20 protein-coding genes are annotated in these 21,639 nt (G+C 60.4%); 12 read left to right on the forward strand and 8 right to left on the reverse strand.

The genetic code is table 11. The features are described from left to right. Positions 1 to 113 precede the first annotated feature (113 nt). Positions 114 to 1,421: an IS4 family transposase gene (locus BFP92_RS02980; RefSeq protein WP_083221687.1), complete on the forward strand. Its 1,308-nt coding sequence runs from the start codon at positions 114 to 116 to the stop codon at positions 1,419 to 1,421. A 195-nt stretch (positions 1,422 to 1,616) separates the two neighbouring features. On the opposite strand, the gene lpxO is transcribed toward BFP92_RS02980, so the two are convergent. Beyond that, a complete protein-coding gene (gene lpxO / locus BFP92_RS02985; RefSeq protein ID WP_065911666.1) occupies positions 1,617 to 2,516 on the reverse strand; it encodes a lipid A hydroxylase LpxO in 900 nt (299 codons plus the stop codon). A 364-nt stretch (positions 2,517 to 2,880) separates the two neighbouring features. Here lpxO and BFP92_RS02990 point away from each other — a divergent pair, with 364 nt between their 5' ends. Then, positions 2,881 to 3,267 carry a TIGR03067 domain-containing protein gene (locus tag BFP92_RS02990; RefSeq protein WP_065911668.1) on the forward strand — a complete coding sequence of 129 codons (387 nt, stop codon included), beginning with the start codon at positions 2,881 to 2,883 and terminating at the stop codon, positions 3,265 to 3,267. Between the two features lie 138 nt (positions 3,268 to 3,405). Here the strand turns inward: BFP92_RS02990 and BFP92_RS02995 are convergent, their stop codons facing one another. After that, positions 3,406 to 4,218, reverse strand: a complete 813-nt coding sequence (locus tag BFP92_RS02995) for a class I SAM-dependent methyltransferase (protein WP_065911669.1) — start codon at positions 4,216 to 4,218, stop codon at positions 3,406 to 3,408. A gap of 154 nt (positions 4,219 to 4,372) precedes the next feature. Here BFP92_RS02995 and BFP92_RS03000 point away from each other — a divergent pair, with 154 nt between their 5' ends. The 3 genes from BFP92_RS03000 to BFP92_RS03010 all read left to right on the forward strand — a co-directional run bounded on the left by BFP92_RS03000 (position 4,373) and on the right by BFP92_RS03010 (position 8,804). Further along, positions 4,373 to 5,611 (forward strand): MFS transporter, encoded by a 1,239-nt coding sequence (locus BFP92_RS03000; protein WP_065911671.1) that lies wholly within the window; start codon positions 4,373 to 4,375, stop codon positions 5,609 to 5,611. Positions 5,612 to 5,753: 142 nt separating this feature from the next. Beyond that, entirely contained in the window at positions 5,754 to 7,340 is a 1,587-nt protein-coding gene (locus BFP92_RS03005) for an ABC-F family ATPase (protein ID WP_074854431.1), read from the forward strand. Between the two features lie 288 nt (positions 7,341 to 7,628). After that, entirely contained in the window at positions 7,629 to 8,804 is a 1,176-nt protein-coding gene (locus BFP92_RS03010; RefSeq protein WP_065911673.1) for an MFS transporter, read from the forward strand. Here BFP92_RS03010 and BFP92_RS03015 read toward each other — a convergent pair. The 3 genes from BFP92_RS03015 to BFP92_RS03025 all read right to left on the reverse strand — a co-directional run bounded on the left by BFP92_RS03015 (position 8,798) and on the right by BFP92_RS03025 (position 11,744). Beyond that, positions 8,798 to 9,835, reverse strand: coding sequence for an alpha/beta hydrolase family protein (locus tag BFP92_RS03015; RefSeq protein WP_065911674.1), 1,038 nt, complete (start codon positions 9,833 to 9,835; stop codon positions 8,798 to 8,800). The two genes, BFP92_RS03010 and BFP92_RS03015, sit on opposite strands and share 7 nt — an antisense overlap. Positions 9,836 to 10,076: 241 nt before the next feature. Further along, on the reverse strand, positions 10,077 to 10,688 hold the full coding sequence (locus BFP92_RS03020) for an FMN-dependent NADH-azoreductase (protein ID WP_065911675.1): 612 nt from the start codon (positions 10,686 to 10,688) through the stop codon (positions 10,077 to 10,079). Positions 10,689 to 10,817: 129 nt separating this feature from the next. Continuing rightward, a complete protein-coding gene (locus BFP92_RS03025) occupies positions 10,818 to 11,744 on the reverse strand; it encodes an AraC family transcriptional regulator (protein ID WP_065911676.1) in 927 nt (308 codons plus the stop codon). A gap of 157 nt (positions 11,745 to 11,901) precedes the next feature. Here BFP92_RS03025 and BFP92_RS03030 point away from each other — a divergent pair, with 157 nt between their 5' ends. The 3 genes from BFP92_RS03030 to BFP92_RS03040 all read left to right on the forward strand — a co-directional run bounded on the left by BFP92_RS03030 (position 11,902) and on the right by BFP92_RS03040 (position 14,655). Further along, positions 11,902 to 13,281: an NAD-dependent succinate-semialdehyde dehydrogenase gene (locus tag BFP92_RS03030; protein ID WP_065911677.1), complete on the forward strand. Its 1,380-nt coding sequence runs from the start codon at positions 11,902 to 11,904 to the stop codon at positions 13,279 to 13,281. A gap of 112 nt (positions 13,282 to 13,393) precedes the next feature. Further along, on the forward strand, positions 13,394 to 14,302 hold the full coding sequence (locus tag BFP92_RS03035) for a LysR substrate-binding domain-containing protein (RefSeq protein WP_065911679.1): 909 nt from the start codon (positions 13,394 to 13,396) through the stop codon (positions 14,300 to 14,302). Further along, positions 14,299 to 14,655, forward strand: coding sequence for an MmcQ/YjbR family DNA-binding protein (locus BFP92_RS03040; RefSeq protein WP_065911681.1), 357 nt, complete (start codon positions 14,299 to 14,301; stop codon positions 14,653 to 14,655). The genes BFP92_RS03035 and BFP92_RS03040 overlap by 4 nt, the downstream gene beginning before the upstream one ends. Here BFP92_RS03040 and BFP92_RS03045 read toward each other — a convergent pair. Together BFP92_RS03045 and BFP92_RS03050 are read right to left on the reverse strand one after the other, a co-directional pair. After that, positions 14,644 to 15,027 (reverse strand): DUF1294 domain-containing protein, encoded by a 384-nt coding sequence (locus BFP92_RS03045; protein WP_065911685.1) that lies wholly within the window; start codon positions 15,025 to 15,027, stop codon positions 14,644 to 14,646. The genes BFP92_RS03040 and BFP92_RS03045 overlap by 12 nt on opposite strands. Beyond that, positions 15,024 to 15,854, reverse strand: a complete 831-nt coding sequence (locus BFP92_RS03050) for an undecaprenyl-diphosphate phosphatase (protein ID WP_058419678.1) — start codon at positions 15,852 to 15,854, stop codon at positions 15,024 to 15,026. Before BFP92_RS03050 ends, BFP92_RS03045 begins: the two co-directional genes overlap by 4 nt. Positions 15,855 to 16,078: 224 nt before the next feature. Here BFP92_RS03050 and BFP92_RS03055 point away from each other — a divergent pair, with 224 nt between their 5' ends. From BFP92_RS03055 to BFP92_RS03065, 3 genes are all read left to right on the forward strand, one after another. Next, positions 16,079 to 17,713: a methyl-accepting chemotaxis protein gene (locus tag BFP92_RS03055; RefSeq protein ID WP_065911686.1), complete on the forward strand. Its 1,635-nt coding sequence runs from the start codon at positions 16,079 to 16,081 to the stop codon at positions 17,711 to 17,713. 175 nt (positions 17,714 to 17,888) lie between these two features. Beyond that, positions 17,889 to 18,452, forward strand: coding sequence for a nicotinamide riboside transporter PnuC (gene pnuC, locus BFP92_RS03060; protein ID WP_056859884.1), 564 nt, complete (start codon positions 17,889 to 17,891; stop codon positions 18,450 to 18,452). After that, complete coding sequence (locus tag BFP92_RS03065) at positions 18,449 to 19,003, forward strand: AAA family ATPase (RefSeq protein ID WP_065911688.1); 555 nt, start codon at positions 18,449 to 18,451, stop codon at positions 19,001 to 19,003. Before pnuC ends, BFP92_RS03065 begins: the two co-directional genes overlap by 4 nt. On the opposite strand, the gene ggt is transcribed toward BFP92_RS03065, so the two are convergent. Continuing rightward, positions 18,997 to 20,721 (reverse strand): gamma-glutamyltransferase, encoded by a 1,725-nt coding sequence (gene ggt / locus BFP92_RS03070; protein WP_065911690.1) that lies wholly within the window; start codon positions 20,719 to 20,721, stop codon positions 18,997 to 18,999. The two genes, BFP92_RS03065 and ggt, sit on opposite strands and share 7 nt — an antisense overlap. A 159-nt stretch (positions 20,722 to 20,880) precedes the next feature. Between ggt and BFP92_RS03075 the strand changes: the two genes are divergently transcribed. Then, the gene (locus BFP92_RS03075; RefSeq protein WP_065911692.1) at positions 20,881 to 21,528 is read left to right on the forward strand and encodes a TetR/AcrR family transcriptional regulator; all 648 of its coding nucleotides are present in this window, start codon (positions 20,881 to 20,883) and stop codon (positions 21,526 to 21,528) included. The last annotated feature ends 111 nt before the right edge of the window (positions 21,529 to 21,639 follow it).

Below are 21,639 nucleotides of genomic sequence, written 5' to 3' on the forward strand. Positions count from 1 at the left end.
AGCCATGCCTTTCAAGGTCTTGGTTTAAAATCCCCCAAAACTTCAGTCAGGATGACGAAACGATGTGGGAAAAGGTTCTAGAGCGGTTCGAAAAACAAGCACCAGCCAGTGTCATGACCAAGCTGGTATTGGAGCAGGCCGTACCTGCCGAATGGGTTGATAAGGTGTTCGATGATCACCGTCAACGGCAGTACTCCCGTGAGCTTCTGTTTTCATCTGTTGTTGAGTTGATGTCCCTGGTTTCATTGGGCTTGAGGCCATCCTTGCACGCAGCGGCGCGCAAGGCTGAGGGGCTTTCGGTCAGCCTTACAGCGCTCTATGACAAGATCAATCGAACCGAACCCGAGCTGCTTCGGGCCCTGATTTCAGGCAGCGCGGAGCGTTTGGAACCCACTGTCAAAACACTCGGCCATTCATCGATTCTCCCCGGCTGGCAGTTACGTATTGTCGATGGCAATCACCTGCCAGCCACACAAAAACGCCTCGGCCCTTTGCGCACTGAGCGCGGCGCAGCGCGCCCAGGGTTTTCAGTGGTGGCCTACGATCCTGATCTGGATTTAGTCGTTGATCTCCAGCCCTGGGAAGATGCCTACGCCAGCGAACGGGTCAGTGTTCTTCCGTTGCTGGCCCGCGCTTGCGCGGGCCAGCTGTGGATGGCTGATCGACTTTACTGCACGCTGCCCGTCCTACAAGCCTGCGAGGACACAGGGGCTTCGTTCATTGTTCGCCAACCCAGCAAGCATCCACGCTTGATCCAGGAAAGCGACTGGCAAGAGTCAGGAATCGTCGATAGCGGCACCGTTCGCGAACAAATCATCGAAGTGAAAGGTGGCCGCCGCTGGCGGCGCGTTGAGTTAAGCCTGCAAACGGCAAATGACTCAGGTGAATCACTGATGTGGTTCTGGAGCAATTTGCCTGACACCATTAGTGCCCAGCAGATAGCCGATTTATACCGTCGTCGCTGGAGTATTGAGGGGATGTTTCAGCGCCTTGAGTCGGTACTGGACAGTGAAATTACAAGCCTTGGTAGCCCGAAAGCCGCGCTACTGGGCTTCGCCTCGGCGGTTCTGGCTTACAACGTTTTGTCGGTTCTAAAGCGTAGCGTTGAGCAGGCGCACCGAGATACACAGCCACAGGGTTGGGAAGTTTCGATTTTCCACTTGGCGGTGCATGTTCGCAGTGATTATCAGGGAATGCAGATCGCATTGCCTACGGAAAATTTCCCTCTTGAAAAGACCTCGCAAGGGCTGGCAGAGCGGTTGTTGGCCCTGGCGAGGTTGATCAAACCCAAGGCCGTCGCAAAAAGTCCTCGCGGTCCTAAGGTCGCAAAACCTAAGGAGTGGCTGGAAGGTAAGGCTGCACGGGTCCATGTCTCAACAGCTCGGGTGCTCAAGGCTGCCAAGTCGGATAAACAGACTTAAACACTGCTTTAAATGAGTTCTTAAACGCAGACCTTGAAAGGCATGGCTCTTACAGCGGGTCACTTTTGCAAGGACGGCATTCCGGGCGTTTGCCAAAAGTGACCCGCTGTAAGAAGAGCGGAACCATAGGTAGCCGTTACCGCAGCAACGGATCTGTACACCAAAAAAACCGCAATAAAACACAAACCAGGCAAGTCAGATCAAAATAAAAATCACCGCCAACCCAGCAAAAATCGCCCACTTCTCCAGGTAATACCGCGCCCGATTACGCTTTTTCAGCTCCTTGCCACGCAAACGGATCTTGTACAACCGCGTAAACGCACGGTTCAACCCGCCCGTCTTGTCACCCTCATCATTAGGCGAACCCGCCGCCGCCATCACATTACGACTGAACCACCGGTTAAACGCCGCCGCCCAGCGGTACTTCATCGGGCGCTCAATGTCACAGAACAAGATGATGCGGTTCTGCTGCGTCGTGTTCTCAGCGTAATGAATGTAAGTCTCGTCAAACATCACCGGCTCACCGTCACGCCAGTAGTAACTCTCGCCATCCACATTGATATAGCAACCCGGATCGTTCGGCGTATCCAGCCCCAAGTGGTAACGATAGGAGCCTGCATAAGGATCACGGTGACGCACCAGCTTGGAACCCGGCGGCAACTCGGCAAACATCGCCGCCTTGATCGAGCCAATACCTTGCACCAGTTCAGTGGTGCGCGGGCACAACTTCATCGCCGACGGATGACTGTCGCCGTACCATTTAAGATAAAAGCGCTTCCAGCCCGACTTGAAGAACGAGTTGAAACCCACGTCATTGTATTGGTCCGAGCGCTTGATCTCACCCGCACGCATCAGGTTCTGGCCTTCCTGGCGGATTTCCTCCCAGTGCTCCTGCAGCGGGCTCAGGTCCGGAAAGTCGCTGGGCGACAGAAACGGACGGCTTGGCTGCTTGGAAAACAAGTAGAGGAAGCAGTTGATCGGCGCCAGGAACGTCGAGTGATCGCTAAGCTGGCGACCCAACTTGTGTCGCACTCTGCCACGCAGGTGAACATACGCAATGGAGGCAACGTAGAGAACAACAATGATGAGTTTCAAGGGATTCGTCACAAGTCAGAAGAGAACAGGCTGCTCCTGCGTGCACACAACGGCCGAGGATTAATAAGCAGCACCTGAAATCACAATTACACATTGGCGGCTGGCCGGACAAGTCTCTTCCGGAACCAGGCCATTGGCCTTTATTTAGCCACAGTTTGTAACCAAAGGTTAACTAAGAATTGTGAAAAGCTGTCTACGCAGCGTGTAGGACGCGCAACCACCTGTCTGGACGCAAGCCCGGAGTGGGGCTACTTACAGTGCAGGCGGTGGCGCTGCCAACGCAGAAAAAACTCGCCGTCCAACCAGGTTCCAGGCCCCTTTCAGTTACAATCGCGCCGATCAACCTCCCGCAAAAGGAACTTGCATGACACCTCAACCAGACCCCGACTTCACCGCGCTCCAGGGCGCCTGGGAGCAGATCTGCCTGGAAGACAGCGGCGTACACAACCCGCCCGACGCACACAGCGCGCCGGGTGCCATTACCACTATTCGTGGCGATCAGTTCGAAGTCCAAACCGTGAATGGCGACATATTGCTGGCTGGCCGGTTCACACTGGACAGCAGCACCACGCCCAAACGCATTACCTGGGTGGACTCCATGGGCGATGACGCCGACAAAGCCTTACCCGCCAGCTATCGCCTCGAAGGCGACGATTTTGTGTTTATCGCGGCGGATGAAGGCATGCCCCGCCCGACCGTCTTCAGCACCGGGCCAGGGCAAACCATGCGCACCTTTGTGCGTCGCCGGTAAAACCGCTGGCATCCGAAACGCCGACAGGGTTTTCACACAGCCTTCACCTTCAGGCCTTTAGCGTGAGGCCACCTACTCCAGTGATTCACTTGGCCCGCCGCTACTGTCGCGGGCCTTTTTTTGTGCGCCAAAACCGCTTTAAACCGAGCGTTTGATGGCCGTCAGGGTAAAACACAATGGCAATTGAGCCGGCTGGTGTTCGTACTGGTCATACAGCTCTTCCCGGTTGGAGTGCGGGTACTCCTGCAGATGCTCGATCTGCAGGTGCGCCGCAATCGCCCCGCTGACCACGCTGCCCAGGGTATGCACGTACCAATAGGACGTCGGCCCAGGAATCTGTGTCAGTCCTTCATACACAATCGACGATTGCAGCACGAACGGATCGCGTTGAAAGTACGAACTGGCGGGCAATAGCGGATTGCTGGCCTGAGGGTCGAAGACTTCCAGGAAAGGGTGAGTCTCATAGATCACCAGGGTGCCGCCGGGCTTGAGGGTACTGGCCACGTGCTGCATGAACAGCGCCACATCCGGCATCCAGCCCAGTACGCCAATGGTCACCAAGGCGATATCAAACCGGCCAAGCAGGTGCTCAGGCAGGTGATGAATATCGGCTTCGATGAACTGCGGGTTATGCGGTGAACATTCAGCCAGTTCCCGCGCTTGCGCCAGAAAAGCTGCCGATTGATCGACGCCCACCACCTCACGCGCGCCAAGGCCAAACAGCGACAGGCTTTCACGCCCGTTATTACAGCCGATTTGCACCACCGCCTTGCCGGCCACGCCGACCGTTTGCAACAGCGCGGTAATGGTCGGATCGAGGCGCGAAAAGGTCGGTTCAGCGACCGATTGCAGCAGTGTATTCCAGGTCGCGGTGTCTTTGTGCAGCGCGGCAGAAGCGTCCCAGGCGGCCTTGTTACTGGCGATAGCCTGTTGAGCTGAGGGCATGTCCATTGCGTCTCCAGAGAGTCATTTCAGCGGGCTACGGAAAATAATCCAAATACCTGCAAGATAAAACCCTCAGCAGCCGCGAAACTTCTGTTCAGGCCCATGCGTCACTAACCCAACGAGTGTCCAGCCCCTGAACACCCTTTGCGAAGACAGCGCCGTGGCCAATCACTCTGACCTGCGTAATACCTTGTCCCTGGACAGCCTCAACTTTTTCCTGGCGGATGTGCGCGACGGCCTAGGGCCATACCTGGCGATTTACCTGCTGGCCGTGCACCAATGGGACCCGGCCAGCATCGGCGTGGTCATGACCCTGGCGGGCATCGCCGCACTGGTCACCCAAGGCCCGGCGGGTGCGCTGATCGACCGCACACGCAGCAAGCGCGCCGTGATCGCCGTGGCTGCGATCCTGGTGACCGCCAGTTGCCTGCTGCTGCCGTTTGTCAGCACCTTCAGTTGGGTGGCCCTGACCCAGGCCGCCAGCGCCGTGGCCGCCTCGGTGTTTGCCCCGGCCATATCCGCCATTTCCCTCGGGATTACCGGACCACGCGCCTTCACCCGGCGTACGGGGCGCAATGAAACCTTCAACCACGCCGGCAATGCCGTGGCCGCGCTGCTGGCCGGCGGCCTGGCGTACCTGTATGGCCCGGTGGTGGTGTTTTACCTGATGGCCTTTATGGCGCTGGCCAGTATCGTGGCCGTGAGCTGCGTATCGGCCAAGGCGATTGACCATGAAGTCGCCAGAGGCTTTGACCCGGCCCACCACAGCGATCACGAACAACCGTCCGGCGTGAAAGTGCTGCTGGCCAACCGGCCGCTGCTGATATTCGCCATCTGCTGCGCCCTCTTCCACCTGGCCAATGCAGCGATGCTGCCACTGGTCAGCCAGAAGCTTGCGCAGATCAACCTGCAGATGGCCACGCCGCTGACTTCGGCGTGCATCGTCGCCGCGCAGCTGGTGATGGTGCCGATGGCCTGGCTGGTGGGGCTCAAGGCCGATCTGTGGGGGCGCAAACCGTTGCTGCTCGCAGGTTTCCTGATTCTGCCGCTGCGCGGCGTGCTCTACACCTTGTCCAGTGATCCGTACTGGCTGGTGGCGGTGCAGATGCTCGACGGCATCGGCGCGGGGATCTTTGGCGCGCTGTTCCCGGTGATCGTCAAGGACCTGACCCAGGGCACCGGGCGTTTTAATGTGAGCCTCGGCGCGTTGTCCACGGTGTTTGGCCTGGGTGCGGCGTTGAGTAGCAGCCTGGCCGGTTTCGTCGTACAACAAGCCGGCTACAACGCGGCATTCCTGACCCTGGCCGGCGTGGCTGCGGCAGCCTTGGCGCTGTTATGGCTGGCGATGCCGGAGACCTTGGAAAAACCATCGTTCGCCTGCCATACAACTGTCGCCTGACATATGCGACAATGCGCGCCAAATTCCAACACACAGCCAAAATATTCTGCTCAGCGACCGGGTTTCGCGCCTTGATGTCGCTGTTGACGCATGCCTGAAGGCTCCTGCCGCCACGCTCGCAACTCATTGATAGGTAAAGTAATTGATCTCCACAGCTAACATCACCATGCAGTTCGGCGCCAAGCCGCTCTTCGAGAACGTCTCGGTCAAATTCGGCGCCGGCAACCGTTATGGTTTGATCGGTGCCAACGGTTGCGGCAAGTCGACCTTCATGAAAATCCTCGGCGGCGACCTCGAGCCGTCCGGCGGCCAGGTCATGCTGGAGCCGAACGTGCGCCTGGGTAAACTGCGCCAGGACCAGTTCGCCTACGAAGAATTCACCGTACTCGACACCGTGATCATGGGCCACGAAGAGCTGTGGCGGGTCAAGGCTGAGCGTGACCGCATCTACTCGCTGCCGGAAATGAGCGAAGAAGACGGCATGGCCGTTGCCGAGCTGGAAACCGAATTTGCCGAAATGGACGGCTACACCGCCGAATCCCGCGCCGGTGAACTGCTGCTGGGCCTGGGTATTCCGCTGGAGCAGCACTTTGGCCCGATGAGCGAAGTCTCCCCAGGCTGGAAACTGCGGGTATTGCTGGCCCAGGCGCTGTTCTCCGACCCTGAAGTGCTATTGCTCGACGAACCGACCAACCACTTGGACATCAACACCATCCGCTGGCTGGAAAACATCCTGACCCAGCGCTCCAGCCTGATGATCATCATCTCTCACGACCGTCACTTCCTGAACAGCGTGTGCACCCACATGGCTGACCTGGACTACGGCGAGCTGCGCCTGTTCCCGGGCAACTACGACGAGTACATGACCGTGGCGACCCAGTCCCGCGAGCAACTGCTGTCGGACAACGCCAAGAAGAAGGCGCAGATCTCCGAACTGCAGTCCTTCGTCAGCCGCTTCTCGGCCAACGCCTCGAAAGCCAAGCAAGCCACGTCCCGTGCCAAGGCGATCGACAAGATCCAGCTGGCCGAGGTCAAGCCTTCGAGCCGTGTGAGCCCGTTCATCCGTTTCGAGCAGAACAAGAAGCTGCACCGCCAGGCGGTGATGGTCGAAAAAATGGCCAAGGGTTTCGACGGCAAGCCGTTGTTCAAGGACTTCAGCTTCCAGGTTGAAGCCGGCGAGCGCGTGGCGATCATTGGCCCGAACGGTATCGGCAAGACCACCCTACTGCGCACTCTGGTCAACGAACTGACCCCGGACGCCGGCAGCATCAAGTGGACCGACGCCGCAGAGCTGGGCTACTACGCCCAGGACCACGCCCATGACTTCGAAGACGACGTGACCCTGTTCGACTGGATGGGCCAGTGGACCCAAGGCGAGCAGATGATCCGTGGCACCCTGGGCCGCATGCTGTTCTCCAACGACGAGATCCAGAAGTCGGTGAAGGTGATTTCCGGTGGTGAGCAAGGCCGCATGCTGTTCGGCAAGCTGATCCTGCAAAAGCCGAACGTGCTGATCATGGACGAACCGACCAACCACCTGGACATGGAATCCATCGAAGCGCTGAACCTGGCGCTGGAAAACTACCCGGGCACGCTGATCTTCGTCAGCCACGACCGTGAGTTCGTATCGTCCCTGGCCACCCGCATTATCGAGTTGAGCGCCACCGGCGTGATCGACTTCAGCGGCACCTATGACGACTACCTGCGCAGCCAGGGCGTGGTGTTCTAAGCACCCGCTGTGGCAGGCCGGCTTACTGTTGCAGACCCGCTTCCCGTGGCGAGCAGGCTTGCCCTGCGCTGGGCTGCGAAGCGGCCCTAAAACCAAACACCGCGTTTTGCCTGGCAGAACGCGGTGTTTTTTATTGGGGCTGCTGCGCAGCCCAACGCAGGGCAAGCCTGCTCGCCACAATGAAGCCCTCGCCTCATGCGGCCCATTCAGCAAAACCCGTTAGCCAGCTTCCTTTTCCCCCACGCCCTTGCCATCATGCCCTCACCGCCCGCCCGCGAATGAGTGACCATGCCTGCCGTCGCCCCCAGTTCCCTGTCGATCACCCTGCAGATCGTCTCCATTGTTTTCTACACCTTTATTGCCTTTATCTGCATCGGCCTGCCGATCGCGGTGATACCCGGCTATGTGCATGAACAACTGGGCTTCAGCGCCGTAGTCGCCGGGGTCACCATCGGCGCGCAATACCTGGCCACCCTGCTCAGCCGGCCGATGGCGGGGAGGATGTCGGACAATGTGGGCACCAAACGCGCGATTGTGCTGGGCTTGGCGGGCATCCTGGTCAGCGGCGTGCTGACGTTTTTTGCCACCTTGCTTGAAAGCATGCCCGCCGTGAGCCTTGGGGTGTTGATCGTCGGCAGGCTGCTGCTCGGCGTGGCCCAAGGCCTGATCGGCGTTGGCACCATCAGTTGGTGCATGGGCGCGGTCGGTGCCGAACACACGGGGCGCTCGATCTCCTGGAACGGTATCGCGTCCTACGGCGCCATTGCCATAGGCGCGCCGCTGGGCGTGGTGATGGTGGCCGATTATGGCTACAACAGTCTCGGTATCGCGCTGTCGGTGCTGGCCGCTTTGGGCCTGGTGTTGATCCGCAATAAACCCTCAGTACCGGTAGTGCGTGGCGAACGCTTGCCGTTCTGGGCGGTGTTCGGGCGCATTGCGCCGTTTGGCGCCAGCCTGTGCCTGGCGTCGATCGGCTACGGCACGCTGACCACCTTTATCACCCTGTATTACCTCAACCGTGGCTGGGCCGGTGCGGCGTACTGCCTGACGGTGTTCGGCGTGTGTTTTATCTTGTCGCGCCTGGTGTTTATCTCGGCCATCAGCCGCTTCGGCGGGTTCAGCGCGGCGATTGCCTGCATGACCATCGAAACCGTCGGCCTGACCCTGTTGTGGCTGGCGCCGTCCACCGGTGTGGCGCTGATCGGCGCCGGGCTCACCGGCTTCGGCTTGTCGCTGGTGTACCCGGCGCTGGGCGTGGAAGCCATCAAGCAGGTGCCCAACAGCAGCCGTGGCGCGGGGCTGAGTGCGTATGCGGTGTTTTTTGACCTGGCCCTGGCGATTGCCGGGCCATTGATGGGCGCCGTGGCGCTGAACCTCGGCTATGGCTGGATTTTCTTCTGCGCTGCGCTGCTGTCGGTCACGGCGCTGTGCCTGACCGTGCAGCTCAAGCGCCGCGCTTACTGATCAGCAGTCTGCAAACCGGCGCGGGTCGACTGACCCAAAGTGTGCACGAAAAAGCGCCCCGCTTCCGAGATCAGGTCGCGGTGAATGCCTTCGCGGTCGACACCGTCGGCATCCGTGCAAATCGCCGGCATGGCCAGCAGTTGGTCGCTGTCACACGGTGCCATGAACACAAAGTGCCCGGCCCCGGCCAATAGTTTGAAATCCGGCGGTTGCGGCAGTTTACGCGCCAGGGCGGCGGCGTTCTTGTCCACGGCCACCAGCTTGTCGCCGTCGCCGCTGTAGAGCAGCACCGGCACGTGCACATCGGCCAGGGTGTGGCGGCCGAACATCAGGCTCAGCGGCGCCATCAGCATCAAGGCATGAATACGTGGGTCGGCTTGCGGCTGCAGGTCTTCACGGTCGACCACCAGCTCTCCTTTGGTGGTGCAGGCATCGCGGTCTTCCGGGCGTTCCTGGCAATAACGGCGCAGGCGGTCGAAATCCGGCTTGGCCCCGGCCAGGATCAGCGCGGTTTCACCGCCGGCTGAGTACCCGATAACCCCCACCTGGTCGATATTGACGAACGGCGACAGCATCGTATCCCCGAGCGTGGCGGTAATCGCTGCGGAAATCTGGATCGGCCGCCCGTACAGGTTGCTCACCGTGCCCAGGCGGCTGTGATCCTTGTAGTTGTCACCAGGATGCAAAACGGCCACCACTACAAAACCCTTGCGTGCCAGTGAAGTGGCCAGGTCGTGCAGCGCCAGCGGTGTACCGGTGTTGCCATGGGACAGCATCAGCATCGGGAAACGCCCGATAGCGACTTTGGAATCCTGGGTGGCGGCCACGTGGTAAGGGCCCAACTGCGTGGAATGTTCATCGTCGGTGGACGGGTAGAACGCGATGGCGTTCATCGGCTGCTGATCCAGCGGGTCGAGAAAACTCATGCGATGAAAGCCCACACTCCAATGCGGGTGCGGCGCCGGGGCGGCGTGCACTGAAATCAGGCCGCCGAACAGGGAAAGAACCAAAACAGCACAAAGACGCATCATGGGGATGTCCACCTTTGCTGCGCGACCACGTTCAACACCCGCGGCATGTCGGTTTGAAAAGTCCATGGGCCAAGGCACTCGCTGCGGGTGATAAACCCATGTGTGCATAACCTGGGCCAAAGTAATGACAGCGGGCAAACGAAAAAACTCCGTACTCCGGTCGCGTTCAGGCGATCAGAATACAGAGTTTAGGCGCCCCGGTTCAGATTGGAACCGAACAGAGGCGAACTTTACACAAGCCTTACGCGGCGGCGAACAGTTGTTCGTTGATTACGACGTTGGCATCGCTCAAGGCTTTGCTGCGAACTTCTTCACCGTAGGCCAGGCCCTGGGCGCGGACAAATTCGATATCCGTGATGCCCAGGAAGCCAAATACCAGTTTCAAGTAGTCCTCGTGGCCCACATTGCTTGCCTGGCCCGCGTGCAGACCGCCAGCGGTGGAAACAATGATCAGCTTCTTGCCGCCGCACAGGCCTTCAGGGCCGGCTTCGGTGTAACGGAAGGTTTGACCGGCGACCGCAATACGGTCGATCCAGGCCTTGAGCTGGGACGGCACCGAAAAGTTGTACATCGGCGCACCGATCACTACAGCGTCAGCGGCGATGAATTCAGCCAGGGACGTGGCGCTCAGTTCAGCCTCGTGTTTTTGGACGGCGTCGCGCAATTCGGCAGCGGTGCCCAGGGCGCCCAGGGTCAGGCCGGAAAAGTGGCTGATGCCTTCGCCAGCCAGGTCACGATAGGTCACTTCCACACCCGGCTGAGCCGCTTGCCAGGCCTTGACCACACCAGCGCTGAGCTGACGGGAAGCCGAGTTGTCGCCGAGGATGCTGGAATCGATATGCAACAGTTTCATGCGGGTTCTCCAAGTGAGGATCGCGGCTGGGCGATCGAATGAGGTTAATCCTACACATGAACCCAATAGTCGATTAGACGGCACAAATGTGATTGTTTGTCCCGCCAGCAGGACAATCGATCTAAATTCTCAATGCGACGACACATAAATAGACGCCGACGAGGGCGCCGGCAGCGCGTAAGTGCGCTTCATCCACTGAATCTCTTGCTGGGGCGTGCGCCCGAACAAGCGCTTGAACTCTCGGCTGAACTGCGAAGCGCTTTCATAGCCCACCTGAGCGCTCGCCGTGGCGGCGCTGATGTCGTTGCGCAGCATCAACAAGCGCGCCTGGTGCAGGCGCGTGGACTTGAGGTATTGCATCGGCGAGGTGTCGGTGACGGTGCGAAAGTGCGCATGAAAACTCGGCACGCTCATCATCGCCTCCCGCGCCAGCACTTCCACGTCCAGGTGCTGGTGGTAAAACCCATGAATCTTGCGAATCGCCCGCGCCACCTTGCCGAACTGGCCCTGGCGGTTAAGCGCGGCACGCATCGACCCGCCCTGCTCGCCCGTGAGGATGCGGTAGTAGAGCTCGCGCATCAGCGCGGGGCCGAGGACCTGTGCCTCCATCGGCGCACTCATGGCTTCGAGAAACCGCAGCAGCGACTCACTGAGTTTGTCGTCCATGGGCGAGGAATACATGCCGCGCGGCTTGGCTTCGCGCAACTCGGGAAACCCATCCAAAGCCAACATCAATTCGGCGGCAAGGGTGAAATCCAGGCGCACGTACACCGCCAGCATCGGCTCTGCTTCGCTGGCCTCGGTTTCCATGGTGAACGGCACCGGCACCGACACCACCAGGTAATGCTGGGCGTCGTACAGGTAAACCTCTTCGCCCAGATAACCGCGCTTGCGCCCCTGGCAGACAATCACAATGCCTGGGTCATACAACACCGGCACGCGGTGCAGCGGCTGATTTGAGCGAAGAAAGCGCACGTCCTCCAGAGCGCTCAGGTTATAGCCTTCGACAGGCGCCAAGCGGCCCATCAGCGCGATGATTCGTTGGGTGCGGCCCATGGCACGTGGTTCCTGGCGAAAACAGCACGGTACTGCGCAAATACCGCCATGGCTATGCACTCATAGGAATAGGCAATCAGCACATTGGAATGGATATTCGCTCAAGCCGCCGTGTTCCGTAGCCTGAACCTGTACTTTCAGCCTTCGGAGTTTGCCCATGCTTATCGTCTACAACCCCGCCACCGGTGAAGAAATCGGCCGTGTGGCCAAACACACCTCAGCCCAGGTCAAGGCTGCCGTTGACCGCACCTGCGCAGCCTTTCCCGATTGGTCCGGCAAACTCGCCAAAGAGCGCAGCGACATCCTGCGCCGCTGGCACGACAGCGTTAAGGCCGACAAGGAAGCCTTCGCCGAACTGCTCTGCCGTGAAAACGGCAAGTGCCTGAGCGAAGCCCGAGGTGAAATCGACTACGGCCTGGGCTTTATCGAGTGGTACGCCGAAGAGGCCAAACGCGTCTACGGCGACACCATCCCCACCCACGACCGCAATGCCAATGTAGTGGTGACCAAGGAAGCCATCGGCCCGGTCGCAGCCATCACGCCGTGGAACTTCCCGTTCATGATGATCACCCGCAAAGTCGCCACAGCCCTGGCCGCCGGCTGCACCATGGTGATCAAACCCGCTGAAGACACGCCGCTCACCGCCCTCAAGCTGCTGGACTACGCACGCAGGGCCGGTATCGAAGCCGGCGTGCTCGAAGTGGTGGTCGGTGACCCGCAGGAAATCGGCCTGATCCTTACCGGTGACCCACGCATCCGCAAGATCTCGTTTACCGGCTCCACCGGCGTGGGCAAATTGCTCGCATCGCAATGCGCGGCAACCATCAAGAAGATGACCCTGGAACTGGGCGGCAATGCGCCGTTTATTGTATTTGCGGACGCCAACCTGGATGCGGCGGTACAAGGGTTGGTCAGCGCCAAACTGCGCAACTCGGGCCAGGTGTGCATCTCGCCGAACCGGATCTTTGTGCAGCACAGCATTTTCGAAGCTTTTATGGAACGCGTGAAGGCTGCGGTCGCCAACATCGAAGTAGACCAGGGCCTGCGCGAAGGCTTTGTGGTCGGGCCGCTGGTCAATCAACGGGGTTTCGACAAAGTCGTGCGCCTGGTCGACGAGGCCAGGGCGGCGGGCGCCAAGGTGCTGATGGGCGGCAAACCCCACGCCAAGGGTGGGCTGTTCTATGAACCGACCGTTTTGACCGGCTTGCAGGACGATTCACCACTGGCCACCGAAGAGATCTTCGGCCCGGTGTTCGCCCTCTATTCGTTCAAGGATGAAGAAGAGGTCATCGCCCGCGCCAACCAGACCGAGTTCGGCCTGGTGGCCTACGCCTACACCAGCGCACTCGGCCGGTCGTTGCGCCTGTCACGTCAGTTGGAGGCTGGCATGGTGATCCTCAACTCGGGTTCAGTGGGCACGGCGTCGGTTCCGTTTGGTGGCATCAAGCAGTCCGGCTATGGGCGTGAAGGCAGCTATTACGGGATCGAGGAGTACGTGCATGTGAAGTATGTGTTGATGGCGGGGGCGCAGTTCTAAGCCCTCTGCCCTCCAAAAGCCAGTGCCTGCAAGGTGCTGGTTGTTTTTCAGGCTGGATTTGTGCAGGCCAGGCGCGGATAGTTCGTCCCACTGACAGGACAATAGGTTGACCATGCAAGACCTCAACGACCTCTACTATTTCGCCAAAGTCGTCGAAGCCAGCGGCTTTGCGGCGGCCGGCCGGCTGCTGGGGATTCCCAAGTCACGGCTGTCACGACGCATTGCCGAACTGGAAGAACGCCTCGGCGCGCGCCTGTTGCAGCGCACCACGCGGCAATTGACCCTCACCGCCGTCGGCGAGCGCTACCTGCGCCATTGCCAGGCGATGCTGCTGGAGGCGGAAATGGCCGACGAGGCCGTGGCCAGCATGTCCAGCGAACCGCGCGGGCGCCTGCGGGTGAGTTGCCCGGTGGGCATGGCCCAACACATGTTGCCGGGGATGGTTGCCGGCTTTCTCGCCGCTCACCCACTGGTGCAGCTTGAGATGATGTTGGTCAACCGACGCGTCGACCTGGTGGCTGAAGGCATCGACGTGGCCCTGCGCGTGCGCGAACTGGGCGATGAAGACCCGTTGCTGGTGACCAAGCGCCTGCGCCAGGCCCAGACCGTGTTGGTGGCCAGCCCACAGTTCCTGCAAGGCAAGCAAATCAAGACCCCGGACGATCTCAAGCAATTGCCGGTACTCGCTGCGCTTGAGGCTGACCGCCTGGTGCACTTGCGGTTGATCGACCCGCAGGGCAATACCGAAAACTTATCCATGGAAGCGCGCCTGGGCATCGATGACTTTATCGTGCGCAAAGCCTGCGCCTTGCAGGGCCTGGGCTTTACCCTGCTGCCGATGATGTATTGCGAAGAAGAATTGGCCAGCGGCCAATTGGTGCAGTTGCTGCCCCAATGGTCCTCGCCGGGCGGCTGGCTGCAGGCGGTCTACCCGCATCGCCGTGGTGTTTTACCGGCGATTCGGGCCTGGATCGACTATCTGGAAGAAGCCTTCAAGGGTTGCGGAGACCGTTTGCTATGAAGATGAGCGAAGCACAAGTCGCGGCGTTCTGCCTGGGCCTGCCCGGCGCACGTGAAGACTACAAATGGGGCGGCGTGCGCGTGTTCTCGATTGCCGGCAACAAGATGTTCGCCGTGCAGAACCTGCGCGCAGACTCGCTGGCGTTCAAGGTCGACAAGGAACTGTTCCTCGGCCACGTGGACCGCCCCGGCATTCACCCGGCGCCCTACCTGGCGCGGGCGCAGTGGGTGATCATGAACACGCCCTACCCGCTCGGCGCCGAGGAACTGCGTGGCCTGTTGCAGCGCTCGCACCAATTGGTGGTGAGCAAACTGCCCAAGCGCACGCAGGTTGGCTTGTTGCTAGAGGACTGACAGCAGCGTGCCGCCGAGGAACAACTGGTCGAGCCAGAACACCTCGTGCAGCACCACAATCACCCAGAACAGCACCTGATACGGCACCTTGCGCGTCTTGTGGCGAAACACCTGTTGGGCAATCAACGCCCCGGGCCAACCACCGGCCAGTTCCACGGCATGCAGGATATTTTCGCGCACGCGCGGGCCTTCGGTTTGGGCCTTGCGTTTGTCGCCCCAGTACAGGAAAAACGCCACCACGCTGACCACGCCATAGGCGGCCAGCGGAATCAGCGTTTCGCCGCGATACCACAGCAGCGCCGAGCCGATCAGTGGCGCGGCGCACAGCAACACAAAAATCAGCGCCTTCAGGCGCGGGTATTGAATGCTCATGGCTTGACCGCCGTCCAGTCGATCCAGCCGAATTGCCAGGTGGCCAGGATCACCAGGCCGAACGCGATCCGATACCAGGCAAACGCCGCGTAACTGTGGCTGGCGATGAACTTGAGCAACGCCTTGACCGCAATCATCGCGAAGATGAACGAGGTGACAAAGCCGATGGCAAACACCGGCAAGTCATCGGGCTGGAACAGGTGACGGTATTTGTAGCCCGAATACACCGCCGCGCCGACCATGGTCGGCATGGCCAGGAAGAACGAGAACTCGGTGGCGGTTTTACGCGACAGGCCGAACAACAGGCCGCCGATAATGGTCGCGCCCGAGCGCGAAGTGCCCGGAATCATGGCCAGGCACTGGGCCACGCCGACCTTGAGCGCGTCTTTCCAGGTGATCTCATCCACCGTTTCAGCGTGCACCGCATGTTGGCGACGCTCGGCCCACAGCATGATCACCCCGCCCACTACCAACGCGGTGGCCACCGTGATCGGGTTAAACAGGTAATGCTTGATCAGGTCGGCAAAAATCACCCCCAGCACCACCGCCGGCAGCACCGCAATGATCAGGTTGACGGTAAAGCGCTGGGCCTTGGGCTGGGTCGGCAAGCCCATCACCACGTCGAGGATCTTGCGCCGAAACGCCCAGACCACCGCGAGGATCGCGCCCAGTTGGATAATGATGTTGAACGCTTCAAAGCGTTCGCCGCCGAAGCCGATCAGGTCGGCGACGATGATCTGGTGCCCGGTGCTGGAGATCGGCAGGAACTCGGTCAGCCCCTCCACCACGCCAAGAATCAATGCCTGTATGGCGGTCCAAAAATCCATGTATCCCCCAAAGGTCATGCGCTGCGGCACGCCTTGTCTGTCTTTTTAATGTTCACTGACCACGTGCAATCGTGATGCGCTGCGGATTTTCACCAGCCGAGCGCAAAAATTTCGTGAAAAATCAGGGAGTACTCAGGTTTTTCGGTTACAGGCCGAAAGCCTATCAGACAAGATGGAATTGTCGATGCAGCACACAATTATAAAAAGCACGGAGTGACAGGACGATGAACAGTTTGCGCAGCATGTCGATCAGCCGCCGTCTTTGGCTGATCCTGATAGTCGCCGTGTTGATGCTGCTGACCCTCGGGTTGCTGATGCTCAAGCAGATCCATGGCGACCTCTACCAGGCAAAACGCCAGCAGACCCAGCACGTGGTGCAAACCGCCAGCGGCGTGCTGGCTTACTATCAAAACCTTGAAAAAACCGGCGTACTGACCCGCGAGGCCGCGCAACAGCAAGCCCTCAGCGCAGTCCGCGGCCTGCGCTACGACCACGATGATTACTTCTGGATCAACGACCTGACGCCCGTGATGATCATGCACGCGGCCAACCCCAAGCTCGACGGCCAGAACCTCTCGGCCATCCGCGACCCGGACGGTTTTGCGGTGTTCAATGAATTTGTGCTCCTGGCCAAGGCCAAGGGCGCGGGGATCGTCAACTATCGCTGGCCCAAACCGGGCGCCGACGCGCCGGTGGAGAAAACCTCGTACATCCAACTGTTCGAGCCGTGGGGCTGGATTATCGGTTCCGGCGTGTATGTGGATGATGTGCAGGCTGAATTCAACGGCCAGGTTTGGAAAGCCTCGCTGATCGGCCTGGGCATTGCGCTGGTGATGGCGCTGCTGGTGATCCTGATCGCGCGCAGCATCGTGCACCCATTGCAGGCGGCAGTGAACGCCATGGGCAATATTGCCAGCGGCGAAAGCGACCTGACCCGCACCCTCGACACCCACGGGCGCGACGAGGTCACTCAACTGTCGCTGCACTTCAATAGCTTCACCGCCAAGCTGCGCCAGGTGGTCGGCCAATTGCAGGCGTGTGCCAACGCGCTGGGCCAGTCGTCCACGGAGCTGGGCACCAATGCCAGCCAGGCCCACGACCGCAGCCAGCAACAGTCCCAGCAGATGGAGCTGGTGGCCACGGCGATCAATGAAGTGACCTATGGCGTGCAGGACGTGGCAAAAAACGCCGAGCATGCCGCCAGCGAAATGCGCGACGCCCAGGCCCAGGCGCAGCAGGGCCAGGTGAATATCGACGGCAGCCTGCAACAGATCGACCAGCTCTCCAGCACCATCAGCCAGGCCGTGGAGGTGATCCGCACGCTCTCCAGTGAAAGCACCCAGATTGGTGGCGTGCTGGAAGTGATCCGTTCAATTGCCGACCAGACCAACTTGCTCGCGCTCAACGCCGCCATCGAGGCGGCGCGTGCCGGTGAGCAGGGTCGTGGGTTTGCCGTGGTCGCCGATGAAGTGCGGCTGCTGGCCCAGCGCACGCAAAAATCCACGGCCGAAATCCAGGTGATGATCGAGCGCCTGCAAGGTCATTCGGAAGCGGCGGTTAAAGTGATCAGCGACAGCCACAGCGCCTCGCAACTAACCATTGAGCAAGCGGGACAGGCAGGGGCGAGCCTCACCGCCATCGGCCAGGCATTGCGCAACCTCAACGGGCTGAATGCCTCGATTGCCAGCGCGACCTTGCAACAGGCGCATGTGGTGGAGGACATCAACCAGAACGTCACCCAGGCGGCAGGCTTGTCCCACAGCACGGCCCTGGCGGCAGAGCAATCCAGCGTGGCGAGTGCGCATTTGCGCGGGTTGAGTGAGCAGCTTGAGGGGTTGTTGCGCCAGTTCAAGATCTAGTACTCATGATCGTTCCCACGCTCCGCGTGGCAACGCCGCCACGGACGCTCTGCGTCCAGGCCTGACGCGGAGCGTCAGGGGATGCATTCCCACGCAGAGCGTGGGAACGAGCATTCCTACGACCCACCATCTTGGTTACAATCACCGCCCTCACCCACTCTCCCAAGGAACCACCATGTCCGGGCTTGAACTGTTCGCCGCCGCCCTGGGGGTGATCGCTGTCTGGCTGACGGTCAAACAAAACCCTTGGTGCTGGCCCATCGGCCTGGTGATGGTGCTGCTCTACACCTGGGTGTTCTTCGACGTAAAACTCTACTCCGACATGCTCCTGCAAGTGGTCTACGCCGGCCTGCAACTCTATGGCTGGTGGCAATGGACCCGCGCAGGTGAGGTCAAGCAGGGCCGCCAGGTCACAAGCCTGGGCTGGCCCGCGATCATGGTCAGCCTCGCCGTCGGCGCCGTGTTCAGCGCGCTGCTCGGCGCCGCCATGGCCCACTGGACCGATGCCGCGCAACCCTGGCTGGATGCCGCCCTCACCGGTTTCAGCCTGGTGGCGCAAATGTGGATGGCGCAAAAACGCGTGCAATGCTGGGCGCTGTGGATCGCCGTGGACGTGATCTTTGTCGGCCTGTTTCTCTACAAAGGCCTGTACCTCACCGCCGCGCTGTATGCACTGTTCACCGTGATCGCCGTGCAGGGCTGGCGTGAATGGCGCGCCGACCCGGCGTTGCACGCATGAAAGTGGTGGTACTGGCCGGCCCCGAATCCAGCGGCAAAAGCTGGCTGGCCACGCAACTGCACGCCCGCTTCGGTGGGCTGATGGTGGGTGAATACGTGCGCTATTTCATCGACCATCACCAGCGCGACACCACCCTGGCGGACATCCCGGCCATCGCCCGTGGCCAACTGGCCTGGGAAGACGCCGCCCGCGCCGCGCAGCCTCACCTGCTGATCCTCGACACGAACCTGCTGACCAACAAGCTCTGGAGCCAGACCCTGTTCGGTGACTACCCGGCGTGGCTGGATGACGAGCTGCTGGCCCGCCATTACGACCTGCACCTGCTGCTGTCCCCCGAGGACGTGGAATGGAGCGCCGACGGCCAGCGCTGCCAGCCTGAACTGGCCGATCGCCGGGTGTTTTTCCAAGGCAGCCTGGACTGGATCGAACAGCACCAACAACCCGCCCTGGTGATACGTGGCGACTGGGAAGCACGCCGCGCCACAGCCCTTGAGGCGGTCGAGCAACTGCTTGCCCAGCCGCGTCAAGGGCAATGTCTAACGCCTCAGTAGCCCAAGGACAAACCGGTGTTACGACGCGGGTCGTTCGCCCCGTAGAAACGGTTGTTGCCCACCGGCTTGCCGCCCAGCGAAGGCGCGCCCACCAGGATCGCCGCCAAGTGGTTGGCATCCTGGGGACCGGCAAACTTATGGCCCCAGCTTTCCAGAATCTTCTGGGTGTCCGGGCTCACCGCGAAGGTTTCCAGGTTGGTGGTCTCAGGCATCCACTGCTGGTGGAAACGCGGCGCGTCCACGGCTTCCTGGATGTTCATTTTGTAGTCGATGACATTAAGGATGGTCAGCAACGTCGCGGTGATAATCCGGCTGCCGCCCGGTGTACCGACCACCATCACTGCCTTGCCATCCTTGGTGACGATGGTCGGGCTCATTGATGACAACGGCGCCTTGCCCGGTGCGATAGCGTTGGCTTCGCCCTGCACCAGCCCGTACATGTTCGGCACGCCGACCTTGACGGTGAAGTCGTCCATTTCATCGTTGAGGATCACCCCGGTTTTGCTCGCCATCACGCCGGCACCGAACCAGTCGTTGAGCGTGTAGGTCACGGACACCGCGTTGCCCCACTTGTCGACGATGGAATAGTGGGTGGTGTTGTTGCCTTCATGGGGCGACACACCTGGCTTGATCGCCTGGGAATCCCCGGCTTTCTGCGGTTCGATGGCGGCGCGCAGCTTGGCGGCGTAGTCCTTGTCCAACAGGTGCGCGATGGGGTTCTTGACGAAATCCGGGTCGCCCAGGTAGCTGTTGCGGTCCACGTAGGCGTGACGCATGGCTTCGATCTGGTAGTGCAGGCCCTGGGCCGAGTGATAACCCAGGTCGGCCATCGGGTAGCCTTCGAGGATGTTCATGATCTGGCAGATCACCACGCCGCCGGAGCTTGGCGGTGGCGCCGAGACCACGTGGTAGCCACGGTAGTCGCACTCGATGGGCGCCAGCTCGCGGGTCTTGTACTTGTCGAGGTCGGCCTGGGTGATGATGCCCTTGCCGGCCTGGCTGGAGTCCACCAGCGCCTTGGCGACCCAGCCTTTATAGAAGCCGTCGGTGCCCTTGGCGGAGATTTCCTTGAGGGTCTTGGCCAGGTCTTTCTGCACCAGCTTCTGGCCGACCTGCATCGGCTGGCCGTTGTGCAGGAAGATCCCGCGCAGGTCCTTGTCTTTTTCAAACTCGCCGGTGGCGGTGTGCAGCAGGTCGATATCGCCCTGCTCCAGTTCAAAGCCGTTTTCGGCCAGTTTGATCGCCGGGGCAATCACCTGGGCGCGCTTGAGGGTGCCGTATTTGTTCAGCGCGGTTTCCATGCCGGACACGGTGCCGGGTACGCCGACGGCCAAGTGGCCCTTGGCGCTGAGGCCGTCGATGACCTTGCCGTCTTTGTCCAGGTACATGTCGGCGGTGGCTGCCAACGGGGCTTTTTCACGGAAGTCGAGGAAGGTCTTGCGCCCATCTGCCAGTTGCACGGTCATAAAGCCGCCGCCGCCGAGGTTGCCCGCTGCCGGGTACACCACGGCCAGCGCATAGCCCACGGCAACCGCCGCATCCACCGCGTTGCCGCCGGCCTTGAGCACCTCCACGCCGACATGAGTGGCCAAATGCTGGGCGGTCACCACCATGCCATTTTCACCGGCCACCGGGGCCTGTGACGCGGCTTGCACACCGCTGACCGTCAGCACCAGCGCAGTGGCAATCAGGGTACGGCTGAAGGGTTGGTATTTCATCCATGGCTACTCTATTTATTGAGGTGCACCAAAATAGCCCGACTCGAATCCAATCCCCAGCGCAATGGCGTTTTTATTACAGAACTTGTCGGTCATAGAACGGGCTCGAAAAAGCCCATGCTATATTTCGCGCCCAGACTGGCGGCAAGGCGCTTTGTGATGGCGATCAAAAAGACCGGGATTCGGGCGCAACAGGCCGACCAGACACGTGCGCGCATCTTGCAGGCGGCGGTCAAGGTGTTCACCCGCGACGGCTATTCCGGTGGGCGCGTCGACACCATTTCCAAGGCCGCGGACTCCAACGACCGCATGCTTTATTACTATTTCGGCAGCAAGGAACACTTGTTCGTCTGTGTGCTGGAACAGGTCTACGAACAGTTCAATAAAGCCGAAAGCACGCTCAAGCTGGACCTGGGCGACCCCGTGCAAGCCTTGCGTGAACTGGTGGCCTTTATCTGGAGCTACTACGTCAAGCACCCCGAGTTCGTGGCGATCCTGAGCATCGAGAACCTGCACCAGGGCAAACATGCCCGGCAGTCGGGTGAGATGCGCAGGCTGTCGGGCGAAGCGGTTGGCGTGTTACGCCCGATCATCGAAGCCGGCCAGACCCAGGGTGTGTTTCGCCAGGACATCGACCTCAAACACGTGTATTTGATGATTGCCTCGCTGTGCTACTTCTATAACTCCAACCGCCACACCCTCAGTTCATTCCTCGGTGAAGATTTGGCGGACAAGGGACAGCAGCAGGATTGGCTGGGGTTTATCAGTGACTTGGTGCTGCGGGGTGTAACGCCGATTTCCCGGTAGAAACCGGTTCATCCTGTGGGAGCGGGCTTGCTCGCGAATGCGGTGGGCCAGTGACAGATAAATTGACTGACCCACCGCATTCGCGAGCAAGCCAGCTCCCACAGTTTTAAC

This window comes from Pseudomonas sp. 58 R 3, from assembly GCF_900006605.1.
Classification (GTDB): Bacteria; Pseudomonadota; Gammaproteobacteria; order Pseudomonadales; family Pseudomonadaceae; genus Aquipseudomonas; species Aquipseudomonas salomonii.

Bases quoted from the DNA above. Each gene is read 5' to 3' on its own strand.
- BFP92_RS02980 (WP_083221687.1), top strand. From the start codon at position 114: ATGACCAAGCTGGTATTGGAGCAGGCCGTACCTGCCGAATGGGTTGAT.
- BFP92_RS02990 (WP_065911668.1), top strand. From the start codon at position 2,881: ATGACACCTCAACCAGACCCCGACTTCACCGCGCTCCAGGGCGCCTGG.
- BFP92_RS02995 (WP_065911669.1), bottom strand. From the start codon at position 4,218: ATGGACATGCCCTCAGCTCAACAGGCTATCGCCAGTAACAAGGCCGCC.
- BFP92_RS03010 (WP_065911673.1), top strand. From the start codon at position 7,629: ATGCCTGCCGTCGCCCCCAGTTCCCTGTCGATCACCCTGCAGATCGTC.
- BFP92_RS03015 (WP_065911674.1), bottom strand. From the start codon at position 9,835: ATGATGCGTCTTTGTGCTGTTTTGGTTCTTTCCCTGTTCGGCGGCCTG.
- BFP92_RS03020 (WP_065911675.1), bottom strand. From the start codon at position 10,688: ATGAAACTGTTGCATATCGATTCCAGCATCCTCGGCGACAACTCGGCT.
- BFP92_RS03025 (WP_065911676.1), bottom strand. From the start codon at position 11,744: ATGGGCCGCACCCAACGAATCATCGCGCTGATGGGCCGCTTGGCGCCT.
- BFP92_RS03030 (WP_065911677.1), top strand. From the start codon at position 11,902: ATGCTTATCGTCTACAACCCCGCCACCGGTGAAGAAATCGGCCGTGTG.
- BFP92_RS03035 (WP_065911679.1), top strand. From the start codon at position 13,394: ATGCAAGACCTCAACGACCTCTACTATTTCGCCAAAGTCGTCGAAGCC.
- BFP92_RS03040 (WP_065911681.1), top strand. From the start codon at position 14,299: ATGAAGATGAGCGAAGCACAAGTCGCGGCGTTCTGCCTGGGCCTGCCC.
- BFP92_RS03045 (WP_065911685.1), bottom strand. From the start codon at position 15,027: ATGAGCATTCAATACCCGCGCCTGAAGGCGCTGATTTTTGTGTTGCTG.
- BFP92_RS03050 (WP_058419678.1), bottom strand. From the start codon at position 15,854: ATGGATTTTTGGACCGCCATACAGGCATTGATTCTTGGCGTGGTGGAG.
- BFP92_RS03055 (WP_065911686.1), top strand. From the start codon at position 16,079: ATGAACAGTTTGCGCAGCATGTCGATCAGCCGCCGTCTTTGGCTGATC.
- pnuC (WP_056859884.1), top strand. From the start codon at position 17,889: ATGTCCGGGCTTGAACTGTTCGCCGCCGCCCTGGGGGTGATCGCTGTC.
- BFP92_RS03065 (WP_065911688.1), top strand. From the start codon at position 18,449: ATGAAAGTGGTGGTACTGGCCGGCCCCGAATCCAGCGGCAAAAGCTGG.
- ggt (WP_065911690.1), bottom strand. From the start codon at position 20,721: ATGAAATACCAACCCTTCAGCCGTACCCTGATTGCCACTGCGCTGGTG.
- BFP92_RS03075 (WP_065911692.1), top strand. From the start codon at position 20,881: ATGGCGATCAAAAAGACCGGGATTCGGGCGCAACAGGCCGACCAGACA.